The following is a 23,748-nucleotide window of genomic DNA, read 5'->3' as shown; positions in this document are numbered from 1 at the left end:
CCAGGCAAGATCGTTCCGCAATAGCTCAGTGGTAGAGCAACCGGCTGTTAACCGGTAGGTCGTAGGTTCAAATCCTACTTGCGGAGCCAATAAGGCCCGTTGGTCAAGCGGTTAAGACACCGCCCTTTCACGGCGGTAACACGGGTTCGATTCCCGTACGGGTCACCATTTTGGAGGATTAGCTCAGCTGGGAGAGCACCTGCCTTACAAGCAGGGGGTCGGCGGTTCGATCCCGTCATCCTCCACCATTTTAATTAACCAATCAAACCATATATGCCGGTGTAGCTCAGTTGGTAGAGCATCTGACTTGTAATCAGAGGGTCGAGGGTTCAAATCCTTTCGCCGGCACTCCTTGGGGGGGTAGCGAAGTGGCTAAACGCGGCGGACTGTAAATCCGCTCCCTCGGGTTCGGCGGTTCGAATCCGCCCCCCCCCACCAGGTTTGAGCCATTAGCTCAGTTGGTAGAGCATCTGACTTTTAATCAGAGGGTCGCAGGTTCGAGCCCTGCATGGCTCACCATTTTTTTCGCGGAAGTAGTTCAGTGGTAGAATACGACCTTGCCAAGGTCGGGGTCGCGGGTTCGAATCCCGTCTTCCGCTCCATATTTATTCCCTGTAACGGGGCCTTAGCTCAGCTGGGAGAGCGCCTGCCTTGCACGCAGGAGGTCAGCGGTTCGATCCCGCTAGGCTCCACCACTTGTTTTTTTCTTAAGTTACTTACGACTTAAGTTTTTTTTTGCCTAAATCCATGAAACCATTCACTTAAGAGTACAGAGAAAGGCAGCCTGCCACCATTCAGGCTGCCTTTTTGCATGTTTATTCACCGGCGTGTTAAGTTGAACCACGCATTTGGTAGCGTTTACAATGTAGGTATCAATCGCTCAAGGGGGAATGGCTATGCAATGGTCATATATTGAAGTACCACTCCGTTACGGACAGGGGAAACACGGAGTCGATCAAGGTCCAACTAAATTGCGAACACTCGGAATCGAGGCGTTACTGCCAACGGGGACGCTACAACAAACGATTCGCGTCTTGCCAGAGTCAGAAATTCAAGTGAATGAAGAACATTTAAAGCGCGTAGACGGCGTCTTGTATACGGTCAATGAGCTGGCAGACGTCGTTGCTGCCGATATTGAAGCAAATCGATTCCCGTTGATCGTTGGGGGCGATCACAGCATGGCAATCGGGACACTCGCTGGGCTCGCCAAAACCGGACCGTACGGAGTAATTTGGGTCGATGCCCATGCTGATTTGAATACGGGGGAAACATCACCGTCAGGCAATATCCACGGGATGCCGCTTGCCGCTGCGATGGGTCTAGGTGACATCCGATTGACGGAAGTCGGTGGGCGTGAACCAAAGCTTGCGCCAGAACATCTAGTGTATATCGCTTTACGTGATATTGATGAGGGAGAGATGCGAGCGATTAAGCAGCTTGGAATCAAGGTCGTGACGGTCGAAGAAGTTCGGACACGTGGCGTCGAGACAATCATGGCTGAAACGATCGAGTATTTACGTGACCGTGTCGATCGCTTCTATCTAAGCTTTGATATGGACAGTTTGGACGCTCAACTCGTCCCCGGAACAGGGACCCCAGTCGAGGGCGGTTTGACGGCTGAAGAAGGGAAAGCAATTTTGGCGGAAGCGATGAAAGCCGACGAGTTGATTGCGATCGAGCTCGTCGAATTGAACCCTGCACTTGACCAAGAGGATACAACCGCTCAACTCGCCTTCAGTTTATGCGAAACGATTTTGAAATCCAAAGAAAACCTGTTACTGGAAAGCAAAATAGTCTAACCGCCTTACAGTTTCCAAATCCGTTTGCTACAATGGGTTTGGAAACTTTTTTTGTGTGATGTGAAACCTGATCAGACAACTGAACGTATACTGTATTGACCGCATAGGTTGCGGAGAGGGGAAGTGGATTGATGGAACGGCTGACCACCCGTTTAGTAGACGAATTAAGGTCGGGGAATCACGATTCGTTTGCTGAGCTGGTAGAACTGTACAAGGATGGTGTCTTTGCCGTCGCCTTTAAGATTTTATACGATCGTGGCGAAGCCGAGGATGCTGCCCAAGAGACGTTCATTCGTGCATATACCCGGATTGATACGTATGATCCGCAGTATAAGTTCAAGACATGGTTGTATCGAATCGCCACGAACGTCGCCATCGACCGTCTCCGAAAGCGAAAGCCGGAGTACTCGATGGATGCCGAAATCGCTGGCACGGATGGTCTCACCTATCAAGACCATTTGGCCGATGATGCCCCCCAACCCGACGCCCAAGTCGTTCACCGCGAGATTCGAGGCGAAATGCATGAGGCAATCCAGCAACTGCCGGACAAATATCGTATCCCGTTACTGCTCAAGTACGTGGACGATTTGTCGCTCAAAGAAATTAGCGTCATGATCGATATGCCGGTCGCAACGGTTAAAACAAGGATCTTCCGGGGAAGAGAAATGTTAAAAACAATCTTTCAAAACAGGGAGGGGTTCAATTGACTCCTGAAGAGAAACTGCAACAATACTTGGAAGATGGCATCCTGCCCGAAGAATCTGACGAATTACGTCAATTACTAGAGGACGAAGCCTTATACGAGGCGTACCTTCAGTACGAACGAATAGATGCCGAACTTAAAGCACTTCCACGTCCTAAGCTATCAGACGATTTTACGGCGCGCGTGATGGCGGCCATTCCTGAAGCGAAAACGTCTCCGCCGGCGACACCGGTCGTGCGTCTTGAAGACCGTCCACGGCCACGGAGAAAACCGCATTCGAAACAGATGACTTGGTTCCGGAAGCATCCGGGACTCGTCGCGGCCTTACTATTCTTTAGTTTAATGTCGAGCGCGACACTCGGTTTATGGAACGGGTCTACCGAAACCATGACGTACACGAAAGTACCTGGAATCGTTGTCACAGCGAACGAGGTCGTCGTGCCGAAAGACGTCATCGTCGATCGTGACATTACGGTCCAAGGTGGGGACCTGCGGATCGAAGGTACCGTCAACGGCAATGCGACAGCCGTGCACGGCCGAGCCTATTTGGCCAGTGCGGGTGAAGTGACCGGAGAGCTCGAACAAATCGAGCAGATTTTTGAGTGGGTTTGGTACTCCATCAAACAAATACTTTAAGAGAGGCGCCTCAGGGCGTCTTTTTTCATTCGTTTCAATCTGGTTTCGTTTTGTCATCTAACGATGCGTCGTTTGGGAAATATGATATAATGAAACTTGCACGAATTGGCTAGGTAGTTGAGGAGGGGAGCATTTGCCGCTACTTGAAAAGGTTTCAATCTTATCATTTTTTAGTCTTTCAGAGAACGTACATTGGTACGATTATTTGAATGACGTTTTAGATATTGTCGTCGTCACGTACGTCATCTATAAACTGATGATGATCGTCCGTGGGACAAAAGCGGTCCAACTGATAAAAGGGATTTCAATCATCCTCGTCAGCTGGTTCCTCAGCGGATTTTTTGGTTTGAAGACGTTACAGTTCTTGCTAAACCAAGTGATCACGTATGGCTTGCTTGGGATCATCATCATCTTCCAACCAGAACTTCGACGCGGGCTCGAGCACTTAGGGCGAACGAGCAATTTGTTCGGTCGTACGAGCACGAGCGATGAGGACAAGCAACGACAAATGATCGAAGCGATTGTCAGTTCGGCACAGTACATGTCGAAACGTCGAATTGGGGCGTTGATCGCGATTGAACGAGATACCGGGTTGAACGAATACGTTGAAACCGGTATCCGGATGGACTCGCACATCACGTCACAACTGATCATCAATTTATTTATTCCGAATACACCGCTTCACGATGGGGCGATGATTATCCAAGACGGGAAAATTGCAGCGGCGGCTTGTTATTTACCGCTCTCGGAAAGCCCGCACATCGATAAGGCGCTCGGGACGAGACACCGGGCCGCGATCGGGGTCAGTGAAGTGACCGATAGCGTGACGCTCACCGTTTCAGAAGAGACGGGTGCGGTATCTCTAGCGATTGCTGGACGTTTATACCGCGAGCTAGACGAGGAGGCACTTCGCAACAAGTTGATCCAAGAACTTGTTATTGAAGAAAAAGAGACGACACTCTCGTTCTTTAATAAAAAAGGGGGGGACAAGTAAGTGATTGATCAGTGGTTACAACATAAATGGTTTCTCCGCATCATCGCACTTGCTTTAGCCATCCTTCTTTATTTTATGGTCGCCGAGACGAGCTCGTCGACCAATTCAACAAATGCATTGCCGATTGTCGGGCAAAGCTCGATGTCGCTTGACGTGCCTGTCGAAGTATTCTTCGATGAAGTACAATACGTCGCGTACAACGTTCCGGAAGAGATGAACGTTGAGCTGCAAGGTCCATCGAGTAGTTTGACGATGACAAAATTGGTGAAAGATTATCAAGTGTTCGTCGATTTAACGAACCTCGGTACTGGGTTCCATCGTGTCCCGGTGGAAGCACGAGGTTTCGGCGGTGACGTCAACGTAAAGCTTGAGCGGGACACTGTTGAAATTTACATCGATCGCAAACAGACAGTTGAAGTGCCCGTTTCGGTCAACTTGTTAAATAAAGACCAGTTGCCGGAAGGGTATGTGGTCGGAGAAGCGGAAATCGAGCCGGCGACTGTAAAAGTGTCTGGTGGCGAAAGCCGGATTCAAAACGTAAAAGAAATCACATTGAACGTCGATGTGGCGAATCAAAATCAGACGTTCACGCGTGAGGTGCCGCCGACGATTTTAGATGCGAACGGAAACCCGCTTAACGTGACGGTCGAACCGAACATCATCAACGTCACGGTTCCTGTCTATGAACAAAGTGCCGTGTTCCCAATTGAAGCTGTCACGACCGGCGAAGTTGCCGATAAATTCAGGCTCGTTGACACGTTGTTAGAGGAAACAGAAGTCCGTGTTTTCGCACCGCGCGAAGTGCTCGATGCACTAGACCGTGTTGAGACCGAGCCGATTGACCTTGATGGCGTCGATCAGACGGGGAAAGTGACAGCGAAGCTTGTCCTGCCGGAAGGCGCATCATCGCTCGCTGCCGAACAAGTGGAAGTCCAGCTACTCGTCCGAGCGGATGATCAAACGCGAGATGATACCGGGGAATTGACGGAACGCATCCGTTTAACCGTGCCTGTCACGGTCAGAGGCTATGATCGGACGAACTATACGCTTCAAGCACCGGAAGTCGTCAGCGTCACATTGTCAGGTAAACGATCACTCCTTGAGAGCGTGACGTCGAACAGCATCAGTGTGACACTAGATTTGACGGGTCTGCCGAGTGGTTTGCATGGGGTCGATGTAGACTATGAAGTACCGAAAGGCGCGACGGTCGTCTCGCCGAAAACAATCGATGTCGAGTTAACGAGCGTCGAAGACCAAACCGAAACGTCTTCGCTTCAATGAGACGTTCAATCATACAAAAGTGAGGAAACGAATATATGGGTAAATATTTTGGAACAGATGGGGTACGCGGTGTCGCGAACTCAGAATTGACAGCAGAACTAGCTTATCGTTTAGGACGCATTGGTGGTTACGTGTTATCGAAGCACTTGCCAGCCGGTGAACAGCCGAAAGTATTGATCGGGCGTGACACACGCATTTCAGGTCATATGCTCGAAGGCGCACTGATCGCAGGTCTTTTGTCAATCGGAGCGGAAGTGATGCGTCTCGGTGTCATCTCGACACCAGGTGTGGCTTACTTGACGAAGTCGCTTGACGCGACAGCAGGTGTCATGATCTCAGCTTCACATAACCCGGTTGCCGACAACGGCATCAAATTCTTCGGTAGCGACGGTTTCAAGCTCGATGATGCGACCGAAGCAGAGATCGAAACGATTCTCGACGCTGCGGAAGATACACTCCCGCGTCCGACAGGGAAAGATCTCGGATTCGTCTCGGACTACTATGAAGGAGCACAAAAGTACCTTCAACTCTTAAAGCAGACGGTTGATGAGGACCTCGATGGTCTCCATATCGCTCTCGACTGTGCCCACGGCGCGACGAGCGGCCTTGCGGCTCGCTTGTTCGCTGACCTTGAAGCGAACGTCTCGACAATCGGGAACTCGCCGAACGGGTTGAACATTAACGAAGGCGTCGGCTCGACACATCCGGAACACTTGGCACAATTCGTTCGCGAAAAGGGAGCGGACATGGGCCTTGCGTTTGACGGAGACGGAGACCGCTTGATCGCGATCGATGAAAACGGCGACATCGTCGACGGCGATAAAATCATGTACATTTGCGGAAAATACTTGAGCGAAAAAGGTCGTTTGAAAGACAATACGATTGTCGCGACGGTCATGAGTAACCTTGGCTTCCACAAAGCAGTCGAAGACGCAGGTATGACGGCTCTTCAAACAGCTGTCGGTGACCGTTACGTCGTCGAAGAGATGAAGAAGCATAACTACACGCTCGGTGGCGAGCAGTCGGGTCATCTCATCTTCCTCGATTACTCGACGACGGGCGACGGTATGCTCTCGGGTGTCCAACTCGCACAAATCGTGAAGACGACAGGACGCAAGCTGTCTGAACTAGCAGCTGAAATGCCGGTCTATCCACAAACGCTCGTCAACATTCGCGTCACGAATAAACAGGATGCGATGACAGGGGAGCGCGTGCTCACAACAATTCAAGAAGCGGAAGCTGAAATGAACGGAAACGGGCGTATTCTCGTCCGTGCATCAGGTACAGAGCCACTCGTTCGAGTGATGGCTGAAGCACCGACGAAGGAAGACTGCGACCGTTACGTCGAACAAATCGCTCAAGTCGTCCGTGAAGATTACGGTGTTGAAGGATAATTTTGTCGAAACAGGGAATAACACAAGGGAATCCAATTTTGGGTTCCCTTTTTGTTTCCGTTTTGTCACTGTGAAATCATCTGATGTTCTTGACGGATGGGGGTGTGATTTGTACTATTAAGAGCGTGACCTTAGAAACGGAGGGGCACAAAGTACGAGAAAGCGCCAGAACTCTTTATGAGTTGACGAGGTTGGAGGTTATCGAGATTTCGGCGGATGCCTCCTAGTCGCCTGTCACGACTAAAAGCAATCCCTCAAAACGTTCGGGTGACCGGACGGCCAAAGGGGAGCGCGTTGACAGCTCTTTGAAAAAGCCCGTTTCCTTTTTCGAGAAATCGAATATAGAGGAGATTTTTGTATGTGTGGAATTGTAGGAATGATTGGGAATACCGGAGCGAAGGAAATCCTTCTCAAAGGTTTAGAGAAACTCGAGTACCGCGGTTATGACTCGGCAGGTCTTGCGTTGATGCATGACTCTGTCAACGTTCATAAGGAAGTCGGTCGCATCGCTGCGCTACGCGAAGTCGTCCCAGCAGAAGTAGACGGATTGATCGGAATCGGCCACACACGTTGGGCGACACACGGGGTACCGAGCGTACCGAACGCCCACCCGCACCAGAGCACGACGGGCCGCTTCACGCTCGTCCACAACGGTGTCATCGAGAACGACGAGCAGATCAAGGCGACGCTCGACGCACCGTTCCTCTCAGAGACGGACACGGAAGTCATCGTTCAATTGATGGAGAAGAACTTCGTCGAGCTCGGTGACGTCGAAGCGGCGTTCCGCAAGACGCTCTCTGAGCTCCACGGCTCGTACGCGATCGCGATGATCGACTCAGAGGACCGCGAACGCCTCTATATCGGTAAGAACAAGTCGCCGCTCCTCGTCGGACTTGGTGATGGCACGTTCAACGTCGTCGCGTCGGACGCGATGGCGATGCTCCAAGTGACGGACCAGTACCTCGAGCTCCACGACGGCGAGATCGTCATCTTGACACGTGAGTCGGCGACGATCAAGACGCTCGACGGCGACGTGCTCGAGCGCGCGCCGTACACGGCCGAGATCGATGCGTCAGACATCGAGAAGGGCACGTACGCGCACTACATGTTGAAGGAGATGGACGAGCAACCGGCCGTCATCCGCAACATCATCCAACACTACCAGAACGACAATGGCGACATCGAGCTCACAGAAGGCGTCCGTTCGCTCGTCTCAGAAGCCGACCGCATCTACATCGTCGCTTGTGGAACGAGTTACCATGCTGGTCTCGTCGGCAAGCAATTGATCGAGCGTGTCGCTGGTGTGCCGACTGAAGTGCACGTCGCGTCAGAATTCGGTTACAACATGCCGCTCCTCACGGAGAAACCATTGTTCCTCTTCATCTCACAATCAGGTGAGACAGCCGACAGCCGTGCCGTCCTCGTCGAAGTGAAGAAGCGCGGCTACAAAGCGCTCACACTCACGAACGTTGCCGGTTCAACGCTGTCGCGTGAAGCGAATGAGACGATGCTCCTCCATGCTGGCCCTGAGATCGCGGTCGCATCGACGAAAGCTTACACGGCGCAAATCGCCGTGCTGGCGATCCTTGCTTACGACATCGCTCGTGCGAACGGGAAGAAGCTTCCGTTCGACCTCATGACGGAACTCGCTCGCATCGCGACGATCATGGATTCGGTCATGGCTCAAAAAGAAATCTTTGAGCAGTTGGCTGACAAGTTCTTGAAAGAATCACGTAACGCGTTCTTCCTCGGTCGTGGGATGGACTCATACGTTGGTCTTGAAGGCGCGCTCAAGCTGAAAGAGATCTCGTATATTCAAGCGGAAGGCTACCCAGGCGGTGAGCTCAAGCACGGACCGATCGCGTTGATCGAAGACGGCACACCGGTCATCACGCTCGTCTCGCAACCGAACACGCACCTCAACATCCGTGGAAACATCAAGGAAGTTGTCGCTCGTGGCGCCGTTGCCTGCACGATCTCGATGGAAGGCATGGAACACGAGAGTGATTCATTCGTCTTGCCACGTGTCGAGCCGTTGCTCACACCACTCGTAACAGTACTCCCGCTTCAACTCATCTCATATTACGCTGCACTCGCGCGTGACTGTGATGTCGACAAGCCACGTAACTTGGCGAAGTCAGTAACTGTAGAATAAAGAGTAGGCCAAGATCTTTCGAGATCTTGGCCTTTTTTTGTGATTTACGTTGCGTCAACCGGCTTGATATACTGAGTTTATAAACGACTAAGGAGAGAACGCCATGCGAATCCAAACATTTAAAACATTCATCCTGCCGGAGGAAGTGCGTTCATAAGTTGGCCCACCTCCTCCGATGATTCACCGTATTGGAACAATCATATCGGAGGACTACCCAATTGAAGATTCAACAACTGTATTACATGGTCACGAGTTCGCGCTCACTTGTCATCCAGATGGTATTCACGCTGAACGCCATCTATTACGTGACGACCGCCGAGCTTAACGCGTTGCAGCTCGTCTTGATTGGCACGATTTTAGAAGTATCGATTTTCCTGTTCGAACTGCCGACGGGACTCGTCGCGGATTTGTACGGCCGCAAACGGTCGATTGTCATCGGCACCGGTTTGATCGGGGCCGCCCACTTGTTAGAAGGCGGCATCCCAGAGTTTTGGGCCATCGCAATCGCCTCTTCACTGTGGGGAATCGGTTGGACGTTCATCAGCGGGGCCGAGCAGGCGTGGATTGCCGATGAGATGGGGAACAAGGCGTTAGAACAGGTGTTTTTACGAGGCGCTCAGTACAGTTCACTCGGTCGCTTTATCGGGATTGGGATAGCGGTGCTATTCGCAGAAATGACGTCCGTGCAAACGACGATTGTCGTCGCTGGAGGTTTGTTAATAGGACTCGCGCTCCTCATCTGGAAAGTAATCCCGGAAACGAGGTTTGAGCCGATCACCCGAGCTGGCACCTCAAATCTGCTTCAGGCGAAGCAGACGGTAGCAGAAGGCTACGCCCATATCCGCGGCAATACGATCCTCGTTGGGTTGGCCGCCATCACGCTCGTCTGGGGACTCGCGAGCGAAGGGTTCGACCGGTTGTGGGGCGCTCATTTGATCGATACGTTTCGGTTGTCAGAACAAGCGGCCATCTATTGGTTCGGCCTGTTTTATGCCGTTGCGTTTTTACTGAACATGCTCGTCCTCAAAGGTGTCGAGACGTACATCAAAGGACGCTACGCGACGACATTGTTTTGGTTCAACGTTTTGCTCATCCTCACGATGCTTGCGTTCGCATGGGTCGGACAATTCTTTGTGGCCGTCTTGTTGTATTGGACGATTGCCGCGCTTCGGAACGTGCATTATCCGCTCATGAGCGTCATGACGAACGAGCGGCTCCCGTCCAAGGGCCGGGCGACGATTTTGTCGATGTTCGGTCAAGTCGATGCGTTCGGCCAAGTCGCCGGCGGTCCACTCATCGGCCTCGTCGCCCTATATACGTCGATTCAAGGGGGGCTCGGGGTGTCAGCACTGTTGCTATTACCGATGCTCTATTTTTTAAAAAGGATTAAGCATCACTAATTCGAAGACCGTGCCTCGATTCGTTCGAGGACGGTTTTTTCAGTTAGATAACGAATCCGCTACAAATGTCTTGTCCGAGCGCAATCAGGGTACAGTAAATATGAGACGGCACAAATGAGGGGAGCGATTCGATGAAACAAAAGAAATGGGCGACGACACTTGGTGCCATGTTGCTCGCGACGTCACTCGCCGCCTGCGGTGATACGACAGAAGAAGACCAAGCGATTGACGTGACAGAAGAACAAATCGCAGAGCAAGAAGAGGAGCATGGCGCAATGGACCATTCGGGATCGGGTGAGGTGCCTGCCGAGTTAGAAGAAGCGGCAGACCCGACGTATCCGATTGATTCGATGGCCGTGTTGACTGCGGACCATATGCTTGAGATGGAAGGCGCGGAAGCGAAAATCGTCGGTGCTTATGAGACTACAGCTTACGCGGTCACGTATACACCGACAGATGGCGGGGAACCGGTCGAGAATCACAAATGGGTGATTCATGAAGAACTCGATACATCCGAACCGGCCCCGCTTGCTGATGGGACCGAGGTGACGCTTCAGGCCGATCATATGGAAGGCATGGACGGCGCGACCGCGACGATCGACTCCAGTGAACAAACGACCGTGTATATGGTCAACTTCATGTTGCAAGACGGAGAAGAAGTGACGAATCATAAATGGGTGACTGAAAATGAATTAGAACCGAAAGAGTGACGAGAAGACTAAAAACAGGGCGATGCCCTGTTTTTCTATGGAGTTTGAAACATTTCATGTCGCGTTACGTATAAGACAGGAAACACGAATGAAAAGAGGAAACAATATGGTTCACACATGGAATGAGCGAGCGCATACTGCGTTAAAAGGGAAGATGGGGATGTTACTCATCTGGTCGTTCGCGTGCTCGGTTCTATTAGAGATAGGATTGATGGTGGACACGACCTATTACGGCTTGGCGATAGAATCTGTTGCGCTGACCGTCCTTAGTCTTGGTGGTATCTTATTTTACATAGCCCTCTACCCAGTTATCGTCGGATACAACTGGATTATGTTAGAGACGGTACGAGGCCAGACAGTTCGATTGAGTGACGTCTTCGCTCCGTTTCGTCACCGCTACGGGAAGCACCTGCTTGCGACGCTTCTCGTCATGTTGTTCCAAGTCTTATGGACACTATTGTTGGTCGTACCTGGCATCGTGAAGTACTTCTCGTATGCATTCACGTATTTCATCTTGCGCGACGAGCCGGAACTGTCCATTACAGAGGCAATTACGAAATCAAGGGATTTGATGCGCGGACAAAAATGGGATGCGTTCAAACTAATTTTGCCGTTTATCCCGATGTATTTAGTCGGTTGGATTTTTTACATACAGCTCGAATTGGTCGTTCTCGGCTCATGGATTTTTCTTGTCGCGACGTCACTCATTCGTCCGTTCATCGTCAGTCGGTTTGCGGTCATGTATGAAGACGCACGTCGGGCGTATGACGAGCAGTGGAACCGCTCGGCATGAAGCGCATCGAGTCTGATGTGACACGCTGACTCGTGATACAATCTTCCTGAAAGAGGGGAATGCACATGAATATTGGAATCATTGGGGCAGGACTTAGTGGGATTGTCGCAGCACGGGAACTCGTCCGGCAAGGACATACGGTTGAACTGATTGAGAAGAGCCGGAGCGTCGGTGGACGCTTGGCGACCCGACGGATCGGGGCCGGGAAAACCGATCATGGGGCCGTCTATTTCACCGTACGCGGGGAAGCACTCAAACAGGCGGTCGCCGATTGGGTCGAGCGGGACTGGGTCCGCGTCTGGTACGCCGACCCGCATCCGCGTTACGTCGCCCGTGACGGCATGAACGCGCTCGCCAAACAGTTGGCCGACGGCTTGACCGTCCAATTGAACGAACGGGTCGAGGCGGTCAGTATGGAGAGTGGAACGGTCGTCGTCACGACAGACGTGGCGACGCGCCACTATGACCGTCTCCTCATCACGTCACCGCTCCCACAGACGTTCGAGCTGCTCGCTGACTTATCGAGTCAGGTGACTGAGTCGTTGCGTGAGCTGACTTACGCCCCGACGTTCGTCGGGTTGTTCGAGTTCGCGGGCGACACCCAAATCGGTGCGGACGGGATTATCGACACGGACTTGGCACCTGGTCTGTTGAAAATCATCAACAACCGGCAAAAAGGCATCTCGGCGACAGAACTCGTCAGCGTCTACATGGATGAGGCGTGGAGTGAAGCTTGGTATGAGCGGCCAAGTGAAGACACGCTTCAAGAAATCGAGCGGTTGCTAACAACTGTGACCGGAGACGTAGCGATTCAGTCGAGACAGTTGAAGCGGTGGCGCTACGCCCAGGCGACAGACGTTTGGCACGAGCCGTACTATAAATTGAACGACGCACCGATTTACTTGGCGGGTGACGTCTTCCTCGAGCCGGACGATGCTTCAGGGCGGACTCGGTTCGAAAGTGCGTACGTCTCGGGTCTCCGCGTTGCGGCAGCGATGCGGTCCTAAACCTTCTGCGGAAGGTTTTTTTGATCACGACGATACGATTTTGAGAAAGGAGGCGTTAATTACGTGAATCGGGTGAGTCTGAAACCGTTGCGCATACAGGACGAAATCGCATTGTACACGTTTGAATGTGAGAACCGACCCTATTTCGAACGTTACGTCCCAAGCCGTGGAGACGCGTACTATGAACCTGAAGCATTTCGTCAGACGTTAGAACATTTGTTGGCCGAACAAGTGAACGGGGATGGATATTATTATTTGATTTGGCATGGTGAGTCCATCGTGGGGCGTCTCAACGTCCATCATGTCAATTTCGAGACCGGGGAAATCGGCTATCGAATCGGTGGGGACTATGTAGGTCGTGGATATGCCACCGCAGCTCTTCAGCAATTACTTACGCTTAACCTTCCTCGATTCACACGATTGATTGCCAAGACGACGACAGATAACAAGGCGTCCCAACACGTCTTGATGCGTTCTGGCTTTTCTCGTGAAGATGAAATACATCAGATTGAATGGGAAGGACGATTCTTATCTTTTTACACATACGTTTACGAAATGGACCGATGAAGCGCCTACTTCATCGGTCTTTTTATTTGACCTCGTCTAGTTTAGGGCATAAACTATCTTTAACTAGTTTAGGGGGTAAACCAAAATGAAAGAATTGATGCGGGAGGCCGTCCAACTATTTGAAGAAGTCATGTTCCAAGGAGCGGAACATGTCATTGAGGCGATGGAAGGCGACGTCTGGCGGGAGTATTCGCGTGAACAGCTCCAACTATTAAAACTGCTCGAACAGTTCGGCCCGATTCAAGCGGGTCAGTTGGCGATGAAACAAGGTGTGCATAAAAGCGCCGTTTCAAACCGTTTAAAAAAACTCGTTGAGAAACAGCTCGTCGTCAGTCGGCGCGGGCAAGACCAACGCGAACGGTTGATCGAACTGACAGCGGCGGGACAACACGTCGTCGAACAGGCAGATACGGCCGTCTACCATTATGTCGAGTCACTACTCGACGGGAAAATAGATGAGGCAGAGATCGAACAGTTCGTCCGGACGTTCCGGAAAATCAAAGAGCTGCTTCGAATTGGGGAGGAATAACACGTGCGCAAAATTATTCAATGGCGCTTCGGCATCTTGATCGGTCTCGTCGTGTTGACGGCGGCCTTGTTCGTCGCGGCACCAAACTTGACCGAGCAGGCAGAACAGGCGGGAAGTTTCCAACTGTCTGAAGACATGGACTCGCAACGCGCGCAAGATATTTTAAACGCTGCGGGCAAAAGCGATAAGACGATTTCGCTCGTCTATGAATTTGAAGCGCTCGGAGATGCCGAACGGGCCGATATTGCCCGGGTGATCGATGAGCTGGAACAAAATGATACGGTCGTCAAAGATGTGCTCGATCCGTTCGAGAACGCCGAGACGGAGGCACAACTCGTCTCGGAAGATGAACGTATCGTCCTCGTCCCGATCACGGTCGAAGGATCGATGGAGGACATCAACGCTTTCGCGGACGATGTCCGTGAGAACATCCTCCCGACAGACGAGACCGTCTACATCACAGGTGAAGAAATCATCAACAACGATGTGAACTTGAGTGCGCAGGAAGGGTTGAAGAAGACCGAGATCATCACGGTCGTGTTGATCTTCGGACTGCTCTTGCTCGTGTTCCGTTCAATCGTGACCCCGTTCATTCCGTTGATCGCGGTCGGGTTCACCTATCTCCTCAGCCAATCGTTCGTCGCGTTCTTCGTCGACTGGTTCGGTTTCCCGGTCTCGAACTACACACAAATTTTCCTCGTGGCGATTTTGTTCGGGATTGGGACCGACTACTGCATCCTGCTTCTTAGCCGGTATAAAGAAGAACTCAGTGCCGGGCACGCGATCGAGGACGCCATCGTCAACACGTATAAGACGGCTGGACGGACGGTGCTCATTAGTGGTCTCGCCGTATTCGTCGGCTTCGCCGCGATCGGATTTGCCGATTTCCCGATCTTCAAGTCGGCCGTCGCGGTCGCGGTCGGGATTGCCGTCTTGTTGCTTATCTTGTTCACGGTTGTGCCGTTCTTTATGGCGACGCTCAAGAATCGCTTGTTCTGGCCGTCGAAAAAAGCAGGCGAGCATCACGACAGCAAGCTGTGGGCCGGATTCAGCCGCATCTCGGTCAATCGTCCGTTCGTCTCGATCCTTGTCGTCGCACTGATCACCGTGCCGGTGTTGTTCACGTACGACGATGCCCGGTCGTTCAATACGGTCGATGAGATCGGTGACGATTACGACTCGGTGCGCGGTCTCAATTTGATCTCGGAAGGGTTCGGGCAAGGCGAATCGCTCCCGGTTCAAATTATCTTGAAACAAGAGTCGGAACTGACCGAGTCGGATATTTCGTACATCGAGAAGTTCGCGAGCGAATTAGAAAAAGTCGATGGTGTGAGCGGTGTCCGTTCGATCACACGTCCGACCGGTGACGTCATCGATGATTTTTATGTCGATACGCAACTCGAACAAGTGAGTTCAGGGCTTGCCGAGGCAGAGACCGGGCTCGGTGATGTGCAAGACGGGCTCGCTCAAGTCGAGACCGGTCTAGACGCGGTCGTCAGTCAACTGCCGGCTGGTACGACGAACGCCGGGGCGCCGCTCGTAGAAGCGGCGACGGGACTCGGCCAACTGAACGCCCAGCTCGGTTTGATCGGACAAGGTCTCACGGCGACGCAAAACATCCCGGCGACTGTGGCGCAACTGCAACAAGTGTCTGGTGGTCTCAGTCAGATCGAGGCGGGTATCACTGAAGCAGCGTCTGTGTTGACGGCGCAAGGTGCGCAAGTCAGTGAGCTCGGATCGGGACTCGGCCAACTCGCGACTGGTGTCGGTGAAGCGAACGCTGGGCTCGCGCAAATCGAAACCGGTCTTGGCGACGCGGTGGCGTTCCTCTCGGCACTCAGTGAAGCGGACAGCCTGCGTGATACGGGCGTCTATTTACCGGAAGGAACGCTCACGTCAGATGAGTTCGCCCCGGCCGTCGAACGTTACGTGTTCGACGAGGGGACGGCGACACAACTCGAGGTCATCCTTGATATGGACCCGTACTCGCCGGAAGCGATCGATACGGTCGAAACGTTGAAACAGACGATGGAACGTGTCGTCACGGACACCCCATTTGATGACGCGACCATCGGTTACGCCGGGATTTCAAGCATTAACAGCGATTTAAACGAGACATCGACAAACGACTTCAATCGGACCGTCGCCATCATGCTCGTGACGCTGTTCGTCGTTTTGACGGTACTATTCCGTTCGATGATCATGCCGCTCTATATGATCGGGTCACTGTTGCTCACGTACTACACGTCAGCGGCGATCACGGAGCTCATCTTCGTTGAAGGGCTCGGTTATGACGGCATCAGCTGGGCCGTACCGTTCTTCGGGTTCGTCATGTTGATCGCGCTCGGCATTGACTACTCGATCTTCCTACTCGATCGGTTCCGTGAAGAATCGATTAACGGGATGACGGTACGTGACGCGCTCGTCCACGCCATGACGAAGATGGGGACGGTCATCATGACGGCGGCCGTCATCCTCGCCGGGACGTTCGGGGCGATGATTCCGTCTGGTGTACTCAGCCTCGTCCAGATCGCGACGATCGTCATCACCGGTCTGTTGTTGTACGGGTTGATCGTGCTGCCACTTCTCATCCCGGCGATCACCGTATCGTTCGGAGACGGTGTCTGGTGGCCGTTCAAACGAAAGAATAAATGACTAAACAAGACGTCATTCAATTAAACTGTCCCTCAATTGTTAAGTACAAATGACAATTTGAGGGACAGTTTTTATTTGTTTAGTCAATGTAAGAAAAATAGCGAAAAACAAACTTCATATTGGAAAAAATGCACCGAAGTATAGTGTAGATCTCTATTCTACTGAAAGAAGGCAACAATCATGGTGAATCATTTTGAGAAAATAAGTTCGTTGTTAGTATCGCGTATGTTGATCGTTTTATTTTTCCTCTCTTATCCGATTATGGGTGTTTTGTACTGGATCGGGGAGCTCGCCGGACAAGACGCAGTCAGTTTTATTGTGGTGGGGAGTGTCATTCAGATTGGATCATGGCTCGGCCATCGCTTCTATGTAGAGCATGCTTGGTTGAAGTATGGGCTCGTCACATTGATGTACATTTCGGCTTCAGCGATTATCTTGACGCTACCAGGTGTGGCGATTCAAAATGTCGTCTTTCTTTACATCGTATTGACGTTGATCTACTTGAATCGGCATCTTGTACTGTACGGTAGCATGCTCGCGCTGATCGTCTCGGTCGTAGCTGTGTTAACCGGGCGCTTTTCATTTGTAACGCCGCTCGACCTCGTCATTTGGTTCACGGTGCTCACAATGGCTTTGTCTGGCGCGTACTTTGTGTCATTCTTTGGCGCAAAGTTGTTGCATGAGACGTTCGCGCAGCAAGAGAAAGCAGAACAACATGCAGGGGAAATCGAGCTGACAATGGCGAAAACGACAGCGAGTGCGACTACGCTTCACGGAGCTGTCTTCACGATGAATGATTCAGTCGAGTCAGTCACAAATGCTTCAGAACAGGTGACGGAACAAATCAGTTCGATGACGAAACGGACATCTGAACAGGCAGGTCTTATTCAAACTGTCGCTTCACAAATCCATTCAACTGTACAGGCGTTTGAACGAATGCAGCAGCAGCTCCAGGAGACAACGTCTCAAGTAAGTGGCGTCTTGCAGGACGCTCACGTCTCGCATGAAAACATGGACTCGACAGAACGGTCGCTCGCTGAACTGAACTTAAGTATCGGTGAAGTCAATCATGCGTTTAAAGGGTTGGCGGAGCGCTTCCAAGAAGTACGGACCATCACGGGGACGATTCAGCAGATTTCATCTCAGACGAACCTCCTGTCGCTCAATGCCTCAATTGAAGCGGCGCGAGCGGGTGAGCACGGGAAAGGGTTTGCCGTCGTTGCGTCCGAGATTCGAAATTTGTCGGCTCAAACCGCCCAAGCCTCATCTCAAATCAATGATATTATCCAACTCGTCATGCAAGAGGTACAAGTGACGGAACGGGCAATCGATGGCAGTACAGAACGTTTGTCGACGCAGGAAGAACAAGTCCGTAAGAGCGGGACGTCGATTCTCTCCATGATTCAAACGACAGGGACGGTAGCGAGCACGGTAGATGAGACATCGACCCAGCTCCAAGTCGTCGCATCAGAACTGAACAAAGTCCATCAAGTAACGGGCCAAATGTCAGCACTGATGACAGCTCTCGAAGAGAACGGTCAAGACGTGCATGTGTTGACGACGTCGCAGCAACAGGCGTTGGCTTCGTTAAAGGATCAAATTGCAGAATTGAACGAGATTGCGAACGAACTCGTCTAAACGATGGACACGCCTTGAAAATAGGCGTGTCCATTTGCGTATACATCTCTTCTAAAACGGGAAAAGTTTTGCGTCAGTCCTAAGATGAGGAGGAACGATCAATGGAAATTACAATCACAGCTATCTTAAAGGCTCACCCGGGCAAAGAGAGTGAGTTGCGTCAAGCACTCGATCAGGTCATCTCGCCGTCGCGGCAGGAAGAAGGGTGTCTCGCCTACGTGTTACACGAGTCGATCGATGCGCCGGGTACGTTCGTGTTCTACGAGAAGTATCGGGACGAGACGGCGCTCGACCATCATATCAACTCAAGCCACTATCAAGCATATCGGCAAGCTGCCGAGACGTTACTCGCTGTCCGTGACGTGTACCGTTTGCAAGAGGTCTGAAAGGAGACAGTCCGATGATCACGCAACCGATTATTCCGTGTATTTGGTTCGAACAAGACGTCGAAGCGATTGCCGATTGGTACGCCTCGATATTTCCGGATTCATTCGTCGACTATACGACGAAACTTATCGACACTCCGCCTGGCGAGACGACGGTCGTCACGGTCTCACTCTTTGGTCAGTTCTTTCAACTGCTCGGTGCCGGTAACTTGAAGGAGCGGAATCCGTCCTTCTCCTATATGATCTCGCTCCCGACGTCAGAAGAAGTCGATACGTTGTGGGACAAGTTATCAGACGGTGCTGACGTCCTCACGCCGCTCGACACGTACGACTTTAGTGAACGTTACGGCTGGTTGAAAGACAAGCACGGCGTCTCTTGGCAAATCATGCACAACGGTGGCATGGACATCCAGACGGTGACGCCGTGTCTGTTGTTCGTCGGTGAGGCGTTCGGCCGGGCCGAGGCGGCGATGGACGATTGGGTCACAGTGTTCCCGGACTCGTACGTGCTCGACGATCAGCTGATCCGTTACGATAAAGACGATGGCCCAGAATTAGAAGGGAAGTTGAACTACGCCCGTTTCGTCTTATCTGGACGTGAGTTCATCGTCATGGACAGTGCCGAGCATCACCAGTTCGCTTTCAACGAGATGCAGTCGTTGATTGCGTTTTGTGAGACACAAGAACAGATTGATGCGTATTGGGATGAACTATCGTCTATACCTGAAGCCGAACAATGCGGGTGGCTACAGGACCGCTACGGCGTCTCCTGGCAAATCGTGCCGTGGGAAATGGAAGAGATGCTGACGACCGGCACGCCGGAACAGTTGGCACGGGTGACGGCAGCGTTCTTGCCGATGAAGAAGATCGATCTGACCGAGTTGCGGAAAGTATATTGAAACGAACCATGCCGCCCTTAGCGAATCAGGGCGGCATGGTTTTATTCGCGTTTCTTTTTAGAGAGTGCGTCTTTCTCGATGATCGTATCGGACAGACGCAGTTGTTCGGCCGCTTCGTCGATGAAAGGCTCACATTGACTGAGCGGTAGCTCATCTCCTGTCTCGACCGCGTAACACGTCCCGTTTCCGATGGGATCGGTCAAGTTTGGAACATAGTAGAGCGTGTCGTACCGGAACGACCCGTTACGGAACACGGTCAAGTTCGGTTCGTCGTCGAGCAGCGGGCTGCCGAGCATGTAGGCGGGCTCCATCCCGAGCAATTCTAGGATGGTCGGGGCGATGTCCGTTTGACCGCCGCTCGCTTCGATCGTTCGACCTCCGTTCAAGTTGGCTGGTTTGATGTAGAGCGGAACAGAACGGTCGAGCTGAAACAGTTCGACGGCCGAATCGGCGTTCGCTTGCTCGGCCATCTCGTCACCTGCTGAGGTCAGGCCGCTGTCATGATCGCCATAAAAGACGACTAACGAATTATTCCACGTCCCGTTCGCCTTCAATTGATCGACCATCAACCCGACGGCCGCGTCGACGTAATGGACGGTATGGTAATAGTTTTGAAGCAGCGGATCGTCATATCCGGTCAAGTCCAAACGCTTCTCTTCTTCCGGAATGTCGTACGGCGTATGGCTCGTCAAAGCGACCATGAACGCATAAAACGGTTCCGCTAACGTGTCCATCGCTTCGACGGAAGCGGTCAAGAAGTCTTTGTCGTTAAGTGCCATGCCGATCACGTCCTGAGCGGGATAATCGTCTTTGCTGAAAAAATGATTGAAGCCGATATTGTCGTAGACGTTGTCGCGGTTCCAAAACGTTTTATCGAACGCATGCATCGCGGCCGTATCATAGCCGGCTTGGCGCAAACGTTCAGGTAAGGCGTCAAACGTATGGTCACCGTACTGGGTGTACACTGAACCGGATTTAACGGGATAGAGCGAGGTGTTGACCGTGAATTCTGCGTCCGACGTCCGGCCTTCGTGCGTCTGATGATAGAAGTTCGGGAAGTACAACATCTCGTCACGAAGCGCGTTCAAGTTCGGTGTCAGTTCCTGTCCGTTGATCGTCTGTCCGATCACCGACGTCTGGAACGACTCGAGCTGCAGCATGATGACGTTCGTATCAGCCGTTGTCTCGACGTCGGTTGGAGCCGAGGTACCGAGCCGCGTCTCTTCTTGTGCGGTTAAGCCGTCTCCGAAGCCGAGTTGGTCGCCGATGCCACGGAACAAGTCGAGGCCGTGATACCCCCAAAAGCCGTACTCGTAATATTCACGCATGTTCGAAATCGGTGCTTGCTCATCACCATTCGGCTGACTGACGGTTAACGGAACGACGAAGGCGGTCAAGCCGACGACAAAACCGGAAGCGGCGATCCGGCGATTTTTTCCTGTGCCTTGCGCAGGTCTTTTTCTCATATAGACGAGGACAGCGGTATAAAGCACCAGGTCCACGAACAATAGAAAGTCGGTCGGTTGAATCAACGTCAGGAAGCCGCCGCCGACGTCGCCCATCTGACCAACGTCTGACAAAAGCGCGACCGACAACAGATTGCCGAAATAGCGATAATACCAGACGTCGGAGATGAGGAGTGTACTGTGTAGAAACAGCGAGGCGAATAAAATCCAGCGCCGTGTTTTCGTCTTCACGAGCAACGCCCAGCTCGTCATCATGAGAATCATCCCGATGTTGACGAGTAAAAAATGAACGTTGAACGCACTCGCGGTCAAGACGCTGAATAAAAATAGTTTGGCAAGTGATAGTGACAGATAACTCCAATAATCAAGATATTTCATAAATAGCCTCCAAACGGTACGTACACGTTGTATTCTTTTTCATGTACCTGTTCGCAAGTGGCGGGAAACATGGGGGTGTGCGATACGGACGAAAAAAAGCGAGGCGAGCGCCTCACTTGATCAAAAACGTGTCCCGAAGCTCGATGATCGTGCCTTCCGGGGCTTTTAGTTTGCTCAAATGTCCGTCGACGACGAAGTAGATGTTGCCGCCATGTTTCGGCAAGAACGTGACACCGAGCGCCTCGAGCCGACGGACTTCCGCTTCAAGGTCATCGACGTACAAGGCGAAGTGAACGGGTCCGGCCGCATGTTTCGAATACGGAGATAACGTCTCGTCGGTCTTCGCTGTCTGGAGTTCGATATAGAAGTCGCCGAGCTTGAGCCAACTGTTGAACGCCCGGGTATGGAAGTTGGGTGACTCTTGGACGAGCTCAAAACCGAGCGTTTCATAAAATTGCTTTGACGCCGCATAGTCGGGCGTTTGGATACAGAGATGGTGGATTTGTTTCATCGTGTCACTCCTTTGCTTTTATTTTAGCGAATAGGAGCCTGAAGCGGAACTTTTCTTGAACGAAGACGTATACGACACCGAGGAGGGATACATATGGAAATCCAATACGAATTGACGGAAGAAGACTACATTCACTTCAACTTGAGTCATATTAGACGTTCAAAGATAGGAAAGAGGATGCTATTCCTGCAGCGCATCATCGGGCCCGTCATCATTTTAAGCGGTGGCGCTTTGACGTTCGCGACATTGTTTCAAGATACGAGCTGGTGGTTGTTTGGGGTGTATGGCGTCATCAGCCTCATCTGGTTCCTGTATTATCCGAAGTATTTTGAACGGCATATCCGAAAACAGACGAAGCGGATGATTCAAGAACGAAGCAATGAAGGCATGATCGGCCCGCATACGATGGATCTGGATGAAGACGGTCTTCGTGACAAAAATGCGTTCGGGGAGACGAAAGTCTCATGGAGCGGCATCAAGGACGTCGTCGAGGAAGCCGATTATGTGTATTTATATAACTCGTCGGTCAGCGCCTATATCCTGCCGAAACGCGGACAAGACGTGGAAGAGGTGAGACAATGGCTACCGACGCGTTGACGATTCAACCGATTGATGAGACGAACTTGGATGCGGTCGTCGCCTTGACCGTCGCACCTGGTCAGGCCCGCTTTATCAAAAATAGGCGAGAATACGCCCACTTCTAAGCGATCGGGGCGAAGCCCTAGCGAAAGTGGGCGATGAATCGCCACGACCTTTTCTGGGTATAAATACCTAGAGGGGGTGGACGGCGTGTCGACACATAAAGGATACAGATTTCGGATCTATCCGACCAAGGAACAGGAGGTCCTGATCATCAAGACGCTCGGTTGCGCCCGCTTCGTCTTCAACCATTTCCTCGCGAGGTGGGACGAGACCTACCAGGCGAGCGGGGCCGGACTGTCCTACGGCGCGTGCTCCGAGGCATTGCCGGCCATGAAGGAGGAGCTCACGTGGCTGAAAGAGGTGGACAGCACGGCCCTGCAATGGTCGTTGAAGCACCTGGCCGACGGCTACGACCGTCTCTTCACGAAACAGAACAGGCACCCGCGCTTCAAGTCGAAGCGCAACCCGGCCCAGTCGTACACGACGAACATTCAGGGCAGGTCGCAACAGCCCGAGATGTCGATCGCCGGGAACCGGCTCAAACTGCCGAAGCTGAAGTGGGTCCGGTTCGCCAACTCGAGACGGGTCGAGGGCCGTATCCTCAGCGCCACGATCCGCCGGAACGCGACGGGCAAGTACTTCGTCTCCCTGAAGGTCGAACAGGACATCGAGCCGCTTCCCCAAACCGGCTCCTCGGTCGGGGTCGACGTCGGGCTGAAGCACTTCGCAATCTTGTCGGACGGGACGGTGTACCCGAACGACCGCCACTTCAAGTCGCTCGAGGAGAAACTCGCCCGCGAGCAGCGCAAGCTGTCCCGCCGTCAGCTCATCGCCTTGAACCGGAAGGTGAAGCTGTCCGAGGCGAAGAACTACCAGAAGCAGAAGCGCAAGGTCGCGCGCGTCCACGAGAAGATCGCCAACAAGCGCAACGACTTCCTGCACAAGGTGTCGACCGAGATCGTCAAAAACCACGACGTCATCGGGATCGAGACGCTGCAGGTGAAGGACCTGCAGCAAAATCGCCAATTGAGCAAGTCCATCGCCGACGTCGGTTGGGCAGAATTCCACCGCATGCTCGATTACAAAGCCGACTGGTACAGGAAGACCGTCGTCAAGGTATAAATGTCAACGTCTTTATGTACAATTTCGTTCGCTTAATAATGCTCACTATTGCTCACTTCATCAGCCACAGTTTGTTCTGACCG

Annotated in this window: 21 protein-coding genes, 8 tRNA genes and 1 pseudogene; 28 read left to right on the top strand and 2 right to left on the bottom strand. The window is 52.3% G+C overall.

What is annotated here, in order from left to right:
- The first annotated feature begins 14 nt into the window (after positions 1 to 14).
- The 25 genes from KNP77_RS14950 to KNP77_RS14830 all read left to right on the top strand — a co-directional run bounded on the left by KNP77_RS14950 (position 15) and on the right by KNP77_RS14830 (position 19,546).
- Positions 15 to 89, top strand: a tRNA-Asn gene (locus KNP77_RS14950).
- A 4-nt stretch (positions 90 to 93) separates the two neighbouring features.
- Positions 94 to 168 (top strand) — tRNA-Glu (locus KNP77_RS14945).
- A 4-nt stretch (positions 169 to 172) separates the two neighbouring features.
- Positions 173 to 248: transfer RNA gene (locus tag KNP77_RS14940), tRNA-Val, on the top strand.
- 27 nt (positions 249 to 275) lie between these two features.
- A tRNA-Thr gene (locus tag KNP77_RS14935) sits at positions 276 to 348 on the top strand.
- A 6-nt stretch (positions 349 to 354) separates the two neighbouring features.
- A tRNA-Tyr gene (locus KNP77_RS14930) sits at positions 355 to 438 on the top strand.
- Positions 439 to 443: 5 nt separating this feature from the next.
- A tRNA-Lys gene (locus KNP77_RS14925) sits at positions 444 to 519 on the top strand.
- Between the two features lie 8 nt (positions 520 to 527).
- A tRNA-Gly gene (locus tag KNP77_RS14920) sits at positions 528 to 602 on the top strand.
- Between the two features lie 17 nt (positions 603 to 619).
- Positions 620 to 695: transfer RNA gene (locus tag KNP77_RS14915), tRNA-Ala, on the top strand.
- 201 nt (positions 696 to 896) lie between these two features.
- Positions 897 to 1,799 (top strand): arginase, encoded by a 903-nt coding sequence (gene rocF, locus KNP77_RS14910; RefSeq protein ID WP_131464884.1) that lies wholly within the window; start codon positions 897 to 899, stop codon positions 1,797 to 1,799.
- 131 nt (positions 1,800 to 1,930) lie between these two features.
- On the top strand, positions 1,931 to 2,506 hold the full coding sequence (gene sigW / locus KNP77_RS14905; protein ID WP_070329318.1) for an RNA polymerase sigma factor SigW: 576 nt from the start codon (positions 1,931 to 1,933) through the stop codon (positions 2,504 to 2,506).
- Entirely contained in the window at positions 2,503 to 3,138 is a 636-nt protein-coding gene (locus KNP77_RS14900; protein ID WP_131464882.1) for a polymer-forming cytoskeletal protein, read from the top strand. The genes sigW and KNP77_RS14900 overlap by 4 nt, the downstream gene beginning before the upstream one ends.
- A 133-nt stretch (positions 3,139 to 3,271) precedes the next feature.
- Positions 3,272 to 4,132, top strand: a complete 861-nt coding sequence (cdaA, locus tag KNP77_RS14895) for a diadenylate cyclase CdaA (protein WP_016508862.1) — start codon at positions 3,272 to 3,274, stop codon at positions 4,130 to 4,132.
- Entirely contained in the window at positions 4,133 to 5,413 is a 1,281-nt protein-coding gene (locus KNP77_RS14890) for a CdaR family protein (RefSeq protein WP_070329316.1), read from the top strand. It begins immediately after the preceding gene.
- A gap of 35 nt (positions 5,414 to 5,448) precedes the next feature.
- Entirely contained in the window at positions 5,449 to 6,807 is a 1,359-nt protein-coding gene (glmM, locus tag KNP77_RS14885) for a phosphoglucosamine mutase (RefSeq protein ID WP_071398580.1), read from the top strand.
- 358 nt (positions 6,808 to 7,165) lie between these two features.
- Positions 7,166 to 8,962 carry a glutamine--fructose-6-phosphate transaminase (isomerizing) gene (glmS, locus tag KNP77_RS14880; protein WP_214891540.1) on the top strand — a complete coding sequence of 599 codons (1,797 nt, stop codon included), beginning with the start codon at positions 7,166 to 7,168 and terminating at the stop codon, positions 8,960 to 8,962.
- Between the two features lie 218 nt (positions 8,963 to 9,180).
- The gene (locus tag KNP77_RS14875) at positions 9,181 to 10,362 is read left to right on the top strand and encodes an MFS transporter (protein ID WP_214891538.1); all 1,182 of its coding nucleotides are present in this window, start codon (positions 9,181 to 9,183) and stop codon (positions 10,360 to 10,362) included.
- Between the two features lie 131 nt (positions 10,363 to 10,493).
- Positions 10,494 to 11,072 (top strand): YdhK family protein, encoded by a 579-nt coding sequence (locus KNP77_RS14870; protein ID WP_131464876.1) that lies wholly within the window; start codon positions 10,494 to 10,496, stop codon positions 11,070 to 11,072.
- Between the two features lie 106 nt (positions 11,073 to 11,178).
- Positions 11,179 to 11,865 carry a DUF975 family protein gene (locus KNP77_RS14865; RefSeq protein WP_131464874.1) on the top strand — a complete coding sequence of 229 codons (687 nt, stop codon included), beginning with the start codon at positions 11,179 to 11,181 and terminating at the stop codon, positions 11,863 to 11,865.
- 65 nt (positions 11,866 to 11,930) lie between these two features.
- Positions 11,931 to 12,872 (top strand): NAD(P)/FAD-dependent oxidoreductase, encoded by a 942-nt coding sequence (locus KNP77_RS14860; protein WP_251139117.1) that lies wholly within the window; start codon positions 11,931 to 11,933, stop codon positions 12,870 to 12,872.
- Positions 12,873 to 12,944: 72 nt separating this feature from the next.
- Entirely contained in the window at positions 12,945 to 13,439 is a 495-nt protein-coding gene (locus KNP77_RS14855; protein ID WP_070329322.1) for a GNAT family N-acetyltransferase, read from the top strand.
- Positions 13,440 to 13,524: 85 nt separating this feature from the next.
- Positions 13,525 to 13,968, top strand: coding sequence for a MarR family winged helix-turn-helix transcriptional regulator (locus KNP77_RS14850; protein ID WP_071398576.1), 444 nt, complete (start codon positions 13,525 to 13,527; stop codon positions 13,966 to 13,968).
- 3 nt (positions 13,969 to 13,971) lie between these two features.
- Entirely contained in the window at positions 13,972 to 16,623 is a 2,652-nt protein-coding gene (locus KNP77_RS14845; RefSeq protein WP_214891534.1) for an MMPL family transporter, read from the top strand.
- 270 nt (positions 16,624 to 16,893) lie between these two features.
- A complete protein-coding gene (locus tag KNP77_RS14840) occupies positions 16,894 to 18,261 on the top strand; it encodes a methyl-accepting chemotaxis protein (protein WP_214891532.1) in 1,368 nt (455 codons plus the stop codon).
- A gap of 101 nt (positions 18,262 to 18,362) precedes the next feature.
- The gene (locus KNP77_RS14835) at positions 18,363 to 18,647 is read left to right on the top strand and encodes a putative quinol monooxygenase (protein ID WP_214891530.1); all 285 of its coding nucleotides are present in this window, start codon (positions 18,363 to 18,365) and stop codon (positions 18,645 to 18,647) included.
- Between the two features lie 14 nt (positions 18,648 to 18,661).
- On the top strand, positions 18,662 to 19,546 hold the full coding sequence (locus KNP77_RS14830) for a VOC family protein (RefSeq protein ID WP_131490324.1): 885 nt from the start codon (positions 18,662 to 18,664) through the stop codon (positions 19,544 to 19,546).
- Positions 19,547 to 19,587: 41 nt separating this feature from the next.
- Here the strand turns inward: KNP77_RS14830 and KNP77_RS14825 are convergent, their stop codons facing one another.
- Together KNP77_RS14825 and KNP77_RS14820 are read right to left on the bottom strand one after the other, a co-directional pair.
- Positions 19,588 to 21,390 carry an LTA synthase family protein gene (locus tag KNP77_RS14825; protein ID WP_214891528.1) on the bottom strand — a complete coding sequence of 601 codons (1,803 nt, stop codon included), beginning with the start codon at positions 21,388 to 21,390 and terminating at the stop codon, positions 19,588 to 19,590.
- A gap of 112 nt (positions 21,391 to 21,502) precedes the next feature.
- On the bottom strand, positions 21,503 to 21,901 hold the full coding sequence (locus tag KNP77_RS14820; RefSeq protein WP_071398570.1) for a VOC family protein: 399 nt from the start codon (positions 21,899 to 21,901) through the stop codon (positions 21,503 to 21,505).
- 93 nt (positions 21,902 to 21,994) lie between these two features.
- Here KNP77_RS14820 and KNP77_RS14815 point away from each other — a divergent pair, with 93 nt between their 5' ends.
- From KNP77_RS14815 to tnpB, 3 genes and pseudogenes are all read left to right on the top strand, one after another.
- The gene (locus tag KNP77_RS14815; RefSeq protein WP_214891526.1) at positions 21,995 to 22,498 is read left to right on the top strand and encodes a YcxB family protein; all 504 of its coding nucleotides are present in this window, start codon (positions 21,995 to 21,997) and stop codon (positions 22,496 to 22,498) included.
- Positions 22,480 to 22,605 carry a hypothetical protein gene (locus KNP77_RS16115; protein WP_285801034.1) on the top strand — a complete coding sequence of 42 codons (126 nt, stop codon included), beginning with the start codon at positions 22,480 to 22,482 and terminating at the stop codon, positions 22,603 to 22,605. The genes KNP77_RS14815 and KNP77_RS16115 overlap by 19 nt, the downstream gene beginning before the upstream one ends.
- Before the next feature lie 85 nt (positions 22,606 to 22,690).
- A pseudogene (tnpB, locus tag KNP77_RS14810) lies at positions 22,691 to 23,662 on the top strand (IS200/IS605 family element RNA-guided endonuclease TnpB); the annotation flags it as partial.
- Positions 23,663 to 23,748: the final 86 nt, after the last annotated feature.

It is taken from the genome of Exiguobacterium sp. s142, assembly GCF_018618455.1.
GTDB classification, from domain to species: domain Bacteria; phylum Bacillota; class Bacilli; order Exiguobacteriales; family Exiguobacteriaceae; genus Exiguobacterium; species Exiguobacterium aurantiacum_A.
The sequence above is the reverse complement of the archived record's forward strand: the minus strand, read 5'-3'. Positions and strand labels throughout refer to the sequence as shown.

Excerpts from the sequence above, each read along its gene's own strand:
- KNP77_RS16115 (WP_285801034.1), top strand. The coding sequence starts at position 22,480 with ATGGCTACCGACGCGTTGACGATTCAACCGATTGATGAGACGAACTTG.
- rocF (WP_131464884.1), top strand. The coding sequence starts at position 897 with ATGCAATGGTCATATATTGAAGTACCACTCCGTTACGGACAGGGGAAA.
- glmS (WP_214891540.1), top strand. The coding sequence starts at position 7,166 with ATGTGTGGAATTGTAGGAATGATTGGGAATACCGGAGCGAAGGAAATC.
- KNP77_RS14860 (WP_251139117.1), top strand. The coding sequence starts at position 11,931 with ATGAATATTGGAATCATTGGGGCAGGACTTAGTGGGATTGTCGCAGCA.
- glmM (WP_071398580.1), top strand. The coding sequence starts at position 5,449 with ATGGGTAAATATTTTGGAACAGATGGGGTACGCGGTGTCGCGAACTCA.
- KNP77_RS14815 (WP_214891526.1), top strand. The coding sequence starts at position 21,995 with ATGGAAATCCAATACGAATTGACGGAAGAAGACTACATTCACTTCAAC.
- KNP77_RS14835 (WP_214891530.1), top strand. The coding sequence starts at position 18,363 with ATGGAAATTACAATCACAGCTATCTTAAAGGCTCACCCGGGCAAAGAG.
- KNP77_RS14820 (WP_071398570.1), bottom strand. The coding sequence starts at position 21,901 with ATGAAACAAATCCACCATCTCTGTATCCAAACGCCCGACTATGCGGCG.
- sigW (WP_070329318.1), top strand. The coding sequence starts at position 1,931 with ATGGAACGGCTGACCACCCGTTTAGTAGACGAATTAAGGTCGGGGAAT.
- KNP77_RS14850 (WP_071398576.1), top strand. The coding sequence starts at position 13,525 with ATGAAAGAATTGATGCGGGAGGCCGTCCAACTATTTGAAGAAGTCATG.
- KNP77_RS14865 (WP_131464874.1), top strand. The coding sequence starts at position 11,179 with ATGGTTCACACATGGAATGAGCGAGCGCATACTGCGTTAAAAGGGAAG.
- KNP77_RS14825 (WP_214891528.1), bottom strand. The coding sequence starts at position 21,390 with ATGAAATATCTTGATTATTGGAGTTATCTGTCACTATCACTTGCCAAA.
- KNP77_RS14870 (WP_131464876.1), top strand. The coding sequence starts at position 10,494 with ATGAAACAAAAGAAATGGGCGACGACACTTGGTGCCATGTTGCTCGCG.
- KNP77_RS14830 (WP_131490324.1), top strand. The coding sequence starts at position 18,662 with ATGATCACGCAACCGATTATTCCGTGTATTTGGTTCGAACAAGACGTC.